This window comes from Burkholderia sp. E168m23, assembly GCF_016586125.1.
GTDB classification, from domain to species: Bacteria; Pseudomonadota; Gammaproteobacteria; order Burkholderiales; family Burkholderiaceae; genus Burkholderia; species Burkholderia orbicola.
This window is the reverse complement of record NZ_BCPP01000458.1, coordinates 1-5,577: the sequence shown is the minus strand read 5'-3', so window position 1 is coordinate 5,577 and position 5,577 is coordinate 1. Positions and strand designations below refer to the sequence as shown.

Sequence of the window (5,577 nt, the reverse complement as noted above, 5' to 3'; positions counted from 1 at the left end):
GAATCGGCGCTGCTCGCCGCCGAACCGCGCGCGCATACCGCGAAGGCGCTGTCGTTCTGCCAGCTCACGGTCGTACCGGCCGGCGTCCTCGATGAAGAAATCGAGCGCGTGTCCGCGCTGCTGCGCCATATCGTGCGAACGATGATCCGCCGCGTGAAGCGCAAGGACGACCAACTGGCGACCTATACGCATGCCGACTTCATGCCGGGCGTGCTGTCGTATGCGCACGTGCTGTCGCTGATGGCCGGCGCCGATGCGCGCGAAGCGGGCGACACGTGGGCGCGCCGGCCGATGCAGGCGCATGCGGCCGAAACCTCGGTGCCGCTTGCCGAAGTGATCCGCAAATGCCGCGCGATTGCCGGCCATTCCCGGCCGCACGTGCTCGCGATGCTGCGACGCATGGAGAAGCTCAACCTCGTCACGATCGAAGCCGCGCAGGCTGATGGCGCCGGCAGCGCAAGCGACTACGCGGCTTCGTCGGATGCGCGCCAGGTCGTCACGTTCGACGCCGCACGCGTGATCGACCGCGCGCAACAGGTGGCCGATCACGATCTCGACCTGTCGATCAACAGCGAACTCGAACTCATCGAACTGGCCGATCTCGAATCGCTGATCGGCGTCGACAAGACGCTGCTGCTCAACAAGTTGTCGAACGGCGAGATCGCGGAAGAAGTGTTCGCGTTCCGCAAATCGAAGGTGCTCAACTACGTCGAACAGAAGGGCGTGGCGTACTTCTCGCGTCGCAACGGGCGCCGCGGCGGCGACGTGCGCGCGCTCGAGGATCTCGTGTGGATCGACCAGCGCACGCTGTTCGACGTGATCAGCGCGTTCGATACCTACGACCTCGCGAAGCTGATCGCGAACCTCGACGATCGCGCGGTGGCCGACAAGCTGTTTTCCGTGATGACCGAGGCGCGGCGCAACGAGGTGTCGTGGGTGATGCGCCGCGAACTCAAGCTCGATCCGGTCGAGATCGAGGACATCGAGCAGCGCGTGCTGGAGGCCGTACGTGCGGCGAAGGCGCCTGCCGCGGGTGCGACGGCCGTCGCGTCGGCTTCAGCGTCGGATGCGTGATACGGAGAACGCATATGGATCTGTTGACCCTGGTCGGTGTGGTGCTGGGCGGCGCGGCGATCGTGTTCGGGTTCGCGCTGGAAGGCGGGCACTTCTCGATGCTGTTCCAGTTCGAGGCGCTCGTGATCGTGCTCGGCGGCACGCTCGGCGCGGTGATGATCCAGAACACGTGGGCGCGCTTCTTCGATGCGGTGAAGCAGTTGCGGCTCGCGTTCGTGCGGGCCCGCGAAGTCGATCGCAAGAACCTGTCCGACCTGCTCGAATGGGGCGACCGCGCGAAGCTCGACGGGCTGCTCGCGTTCGAATCGATGGACGTGAGCGGGATTCATCCGTTCGCGCGGCGCGGGCTCGAACTGCTGGCGAACGGCGTGTCGACCGCTGTGCTCGAAGATGCGTTGCAACGCGAACTCGATGCGTACGAACGCAGCCGCCTCGCGGCCGTGCGCGTGTGGCAGCAGGCGGGCGGCTATGCGCCGACCTTCGGCATTCTCGGCTCGGTGCTCGGGCTCGTGCAGGTGACGAGCCATATTCTGGAGCCGGCGCAACTTGGGCCGGGCATCGCGGTGGCGTTCATCGCGACGCTGTACGGGCTCGCGTTCGCGAACCTCGTGTTCCTGCCGCTGTACGGCAAGCTGCGCGCGCAGATCGACAGCGAGATGCGGTTCCGCAAGCTGTATCTCGATGGCTTGCTCGCGATCTCGCGCAAGGAGTCGCCGCATACGATCGAGACGCGGTTGACCGGCGATGTGCGCGGGCGTGCGGCGGAATCGCTGGCGTGATGTTCGTGCGCTTCGTGCCTGCGCGTATCTGCACCTGTTCCTTACCGTTTGGCGAACCCGGATTCCTGACAGCATGACGGCTCGAACTGACGGCGCATCCGCTGCCGATCGCGACGATGACGAACTCGAAGGCGCGCAGTCCGGACGCTGGCTGATTTCGTACGCGGATCTCATCACGACGCTGATGGTGCTGTTTCTCGCGCTGTATGTGCTTCAGCTCGCGAAATACAACGCGCTCGATGCGCGGTATCAGACGCTTGCGCGGCAGGCTGGGGGTGCTGCGACTGCTTCCGTCGATGCTGCCAAGTCCGACCCTGCGCCGCCGTGGCTCGCGCTGCTCGATTCGTTGAAATCGAATGGACGCATTGCGCTGGTGAAGGCGCCGCATGGCATCGAGATCGGTATCGACGCGAAGATTCTGTTCAATGTCGGCGATGCTCGCTTGCTGCCCCATTCGTCGCCGGTGCTGAACCAGATTGCGCAAGCATTGAGCGAGCATGCAACCGGCGACATCCTCGTCGAAGGCCACACGGACAGCGTGCCGATCGCGAACGCGAAATACGAATCGAACTGGGAGCTTTCGTCGGCGCGGGCGGGGAGTGTGGTGCGCTACTTGACCGAGCGCGGTGTCGCGCCGCATCGGCTGGCGGCGATCGGGCGGGCGGATACGCAGCCGCTTGTCGCGGGGGACGATGCTGGTTCGAGAGCGCGCAACCGGCGTGTCACGATCTTCGTTGCTTACTGATCAGCGCTTTGTATTTGCGTTGTTCGCCGTGCATATAGGCGACCGCATATGCCCACCCATCCACAACATAACGAATCTCGAATGATCGCTATCTGAAATCAGCGATGCGGTTCTGCGCGTGCATGCCGATAACCCAATCTGGCTCAGACCGAGCGGTTATCGAGGGTTCCCCATGCATTTCTGGCGCAAGCTTTCCATTCAGAACAAGCTGATTCTCAGCATGACGAGTTGCCTGCTCGTGTTCGTCGCGATTTCGAGCGGGCTCAGCGTCCGTCTGATCGGCAACGCGGTGCGCGATCGCGTCGTCCGCGAAGAGCTGCCGACCGCCGTCAATGGCATCCGCGCCGACGTGCAGCGCCAGATGGCCGGCCCGATCGCCGCGTCGCGCATTCTGGCGCGCGATGCGTTCCTGCTGCAATGGGAAGCCGACGGCGAACCCGATGCCGGCACGCGCAACTGGATTCAGCTCGCGAAGAACGTGAAGGACGAGCAGAAGGCCGCGTCCGTGCAGTGGGTGTCGGTGAAGAGCGGCAACTACTACAACGAAGCCGGCCTGCAGCGGAAGGTGACCGACAAGGATCAGTGGCTGACCAACTTCCTGTCGTCCGGCAAGGCGTACGACGTGAACATGGATCGCGAGGTGACCGTCGGCGGCTACATGATGTTCATCAACAGCCGCGTGGAACTCGACGGCGTGCCGATCGGCGCGGCGAGCATGAGCCTGTCCGTCGATGCGCTCGCGAAGGGCATCTCGGCTTACCGGATCGGTGAGACCGGGTTTGCGTACCTCGTGCGCCCCGACGGCGCGATCATGATGCATCGCGATACGTCGCTGATCGACGGCAAGCATTTTCTGAAGGATGAGCGGGGACTGCCGGGGGATGCGTCGTCGACGCTGCTTGCGGGCAAGCCGTATGCGTACCTGAGCTATGAGGGTGATGGCGGCGCGCGCTTCATCGCGACGTCGTTCATTCCGGAACTGAATGCGTATGTGGTCGTTCAGGTGCCGCAGGCCGAACTGCTCGGGCCGGTGACGCGTGCGATTCGCAGCGCGGCGCTGGTGGCGGCGGTGGTGGGGCTTGGGGTTGCGTTGCTCGTGATCTGGCTGGTGGGGCGCGCGATTGCCGCGCCGATTCGGCGGGCGGCGACGCTGCTGTCGGAGATCGCCAGCGGTCAGGGCGATTTGACGCGCCGGATGACGGTGGAGAGCGAGGACGAGATCGGGCAGTTGTCGGATGCGTTCAATCGGTTCGTGTCGTCCCTGTCGACGCTCGTTCATCGGATTCGGGCGGCTTCGGCTTCGATTGCGACTGGGTCGGCGCAGATTGCTTCGGGGAATGCGGATCTGAGCGAGCGCACCGAAGGGCAGTCGAGCAACCTGGAGCGGACGGCTTCGTCAATGGAAGAGATCACGGCCGTGGTGCGCAACAACACCGAGACGGCGACTACCGCGGCGAAGATGATCAACGGTGCGGCGGATACGGCGGCGCGGGGTGGGCAGGTGGTGGGCGAGGTCGTGACGACGATGGAGCAGATCAGTGACGCTTCGCAACGGATTTCCGAGATCATCGTGATGATCGACAGTATCTCGTTTCAGACGAATATTCTGGCGCTGAATGCTGCGGTGGAGGCGGCGCGGGCGGGGGAGCAGGGGCGCGGGTTTGCTGTTGTCGCTTCGGAAGTGCGGAATCTGGCGCAGCGCAGTGCGCAGGCGGCGAAGGAGATTAAATCGCTGATCGAGCATAGCGCGGGGACGGTGGGTGCCGGGTCGCGGCTCGTTAGTGAGGCGGGGAAGGTGATGAGCGATGTTGTTGCGCAGGTTCAGGGCGTTAGCGCGATGATGAGTGAAATTGCGGAGGCTAGCCTGGAGCAGAGTGCCGGGATCGATCAGATTGGGGATGCGGTGCAGTCGCTCGATCAGATGACGCAGCAGAATGCGGCTTTGGTCGAGGAAAGTGCGGCGGCCGCGGAGAGTTTGAAGCAGCAGGCGGCGGAATTGACCAAGCTGGTTTCGGCTTTTAAGGTGGATGAGTAAGGGCTGGTTGATGGTTTGAGTTTGGGGCGTTTCTGAGGGACGGCTGCCGTGGGGTCACGGCGGCCGTTTTTTGTTGGCACAGGGTTTGGCGGCATTTATAGAAATGAAACGAATTTTCAGATCGAAGATTTTTGCAGGCCGGTGATGCTTCTCGCCACCACCGCTACAGAGGGCGCGAAGGTTGTTGAGTCACCGACGGATTCTTACCTGGTTTATCGGGGAGAGGGTTGCGGCAGAGGTGGGTGCGGCGAAGATGGAGGATAGGGGGCATGCCACAAAATAATACCGGCGACATGAACATACGGCCGGTTAAGGCGGGCAGGTCAAGGTGAAATGGTTTTCTGCACAGGCGGGAGTAACGTGCAAAGCTCTGTCGTCGATGACAGGAAACTGACTCTGTTTGTTACGACGGTTTCGCTTCTGAAGCGGCGGGTGAAGACTAGGGATATGAAGATCAAGTCGTGCCGATATCTTCGATAGCGAGACTTTTTATGCGGATGTGTTCGCTGAGGCCGCAGCGATGTTTCGGTCTGACGATTTTCCGGTGAAGAATGTATTCGACTGATGCGGTAAATGCTATTATTAATTTTCGTTGGAAAATCAATAAAATAATGGATTTAATCCTTGGTGGCGGCTCCTATTGATGGTGCCCGCGGATTTGAATTGCGGGCACGTGATCGGAATTTTATGTGGATTTGTCTATGTCACTGAAAATTTTGATCGCCCAGGGCTCCAATTGCAAATCGATACAGGAACCGTGCACTAGTATATGCGGCATACAAATGAGCTCCATCTTTTTTGTCTTCATCTCCGAAATCGCAAACGGATTTTATTGATATGCATTTTGGTCGTGGTTCTGATGCATATTGTGCGGCAGTAAAAACTGCATAAGTTTCCATTTCTACGCCGACTAAATTCTTGTGTTGATCTTTGACGTCATCCAT

At 61.3% G+C, this 5,577-nt stretch carries 4 protein-coding genes and 1 pseudogene; 4 read left to right on the top strand and 1 reads right to left on the bottom strand.

Going from position 1 to position 5,577, the window contains the following annotated elements; genetic code table 11:
• The 4 genes from JMF90_RS21955 to JMF90_RS21940 all read left to right on the top strand — a co-directional run.
• Positions 1-1,074 (top strand): Crp/Fnr family transcriptional regulator (locus JMF90_RS21955; RefSeq protein WP_201325425.1); only part of this gene is annotated, 1,074 nt, incomplete at its 5' end.
• Between the two features lie 14 nt (positions 1,075-1,088).
• Positions 1,089-1,853 carry a flagellar motor protein gene (locus JMF90_RS21950; RefSeq protein ID WP_011548274.1) on the top strand — a complete coding sequence of 255 codons (765 nt, stop codon included), beginning with the start codon at positions 1,089-1,091 and terminating at the stop codon, positions 1,851-1,853.
• Positions 1,854-1,926: 73 nt separating this feature from the next.
• The gene (locus JMF90_RS21945) at positions 1,927-2,598 is read left to right on the top strand and encodes an OmpA family protein (RefSeq protein WP_011548273.1); all 672 of its coding nucleotides are present in this window, start codon (positions 1,927-1,929) and stop codon (positions 2,596-2,598) included.
• Between the two features lie 172 nt (positions 2,599-2,770).
• The gene (locus JMF90_RS21940; protein WP_011694661.1) at positions 2,771-4,633 is read left to right on the top strand and encodes a methyl-accepting chemotaxis protein; all 1,863 of its coding nucleotides are present in this window, start codon (positions 2,771-2,773) and stop codon (positions 4,631-4,633) included.
• Between the two features lie 704 nt (positions 4,634-5,337).
• Here JMF90_RS21940 and JMF90_RS40180 read toward each other — a convergent pair.
• A pseudogene (locus JMF90_RS40180) lies at positions 5,338-5,577 on the bottom strand (hypothetical protein); the annotation flags it as partial.

What these genes read in the sequence shown, in the direction of transcription:
- JMF90_RS21945 (WP_011548273.1), top strand. Translation starts at nt 1,927, where the DNA reads ATGACGGCTCGAACTGACGGCGCATCCGCTGCCGATCGCGACGATGAC.
- JMF90_RS21950 (WP_011548274.1), top strand. Translation starts at nt 1,089, where the DNA reads ATGGATCTGTTGACCCTGGTCGGTGTGGTGCTGGGCGGCGCGGCGATC.
- JMF90_RS21940 (WP_011694661.1), top strand. Translation starts at nt 2,771, where the DNA reads ATGCATTTCTGGCGCAAGCTTTCCATTCAGAACAAGCTGATTCTCAGC.